Origin of the sequence: Kineococcus glutinatus, from assembly GCF_039542765.1 — a bacterium.
Classification (GTDB): domain Bacteria; phylum Actinomycetota; class Actinomycetes; order Actinomycetales; family Kineococcaceae; genus Kineococcus_A; species Kineococcus_A glutinatus.
On sequence record NZ_BAABIL010000086.1, the window covers coordinates 1 to 938 of the forward strand.

A 938-nucleotide genomic window follows, 5' to 3' on the forward strand; every position below is an offset into this window, starting at 1 on the left:
GTGCGGTCCGTGAACGAGGTGATCGCCATCGACATGTCGACCTCGAGGTCGAAGCGGACGGGCACGTCGAGGGAACCCACCAGGGCGGTGGAGACCAGGCCGCCGCGCCCGTCGGGCTGCAGCAGGTAGGCCCCGTCGGCGCCGGTCAGCTCGCACACCGTGCGGCAGATGACCGCACGGGGGTTCTCCGCGGCGGCCACCCGGCGCGAGGCACCGGCCAGCGCCTTCACGCGGGCGACCTGCTCGTGCAGCTCCGCGTGCGCGGTGGTCAGGGCCGCCTCGCGCAGGCGGGACGCCGTCACGTCCGTCATGGCCATCACGGCACCGAGCGGGCTGCCGTCGCGGCGGCGCAGCGCACGGCCGGAGCAGACCACCCGCACGGCCGGCCTGCCCGGCGGGGCGATGACCATCTCCACGCCCTCCACCGCACCCTCCCGCAGCACGCGGTGCAGCGGCACGTCCGCCGGCGCCAGCGGGGTCGTCCCGTCGGCGGCGAGCAGCGCGTACGTCCGGGCGTGCTCGGCCGGGGCGAGGTCGGTGTCGGCGTCGAGGCCGTGCCAGGCGCGCGCCGCGCGGTTGAAGCTCACCAGCCGCCCGTCCGGGTCGCAGATCACCAGCCCGACGTCGACGGTCTCGGCGACCACCTCGCTGAGCTCCCAGCGGGCCTCGGCCTCCGCCATCGTCAGCTCCACCAGCATCCGCTGCTCCTCGGCCTCGGCGGCGAAGCGCTCGGCGAGGCGCGCCTGGCGGCGGCGCTCGAAGAGCGCCACGAGGACGGACGCCAGGTCCTGCAGCACCGCGGCCCGCTCGGCGCTCAGCGTGCCGGGGACGGTGTCGAAGACGCAGAGGCTGCCCAGGGCGTACCCCTCGGGGGTGACGAGCGGCGCGGAGGCGTAGAACCGCACCCGGGCCAGGCGCCCGTCCACCCAGGGGTTGTG

Annotated in this window: 1 protein-coding gene; it reads right to left on the reverse strand. The window is 76.2% G+C overall.

The annotated features are described in order from the left end of the window. Positions 1 to 926 (reverse strand): PAS domain-containing protein (locus ABEB16_RS04100; protein WP_345710995.1); only part of this gene is annotated, 926 nt, incomplete at its 3' end. Positions 927 to 938 lie beyond the last annotated feature (12 nt).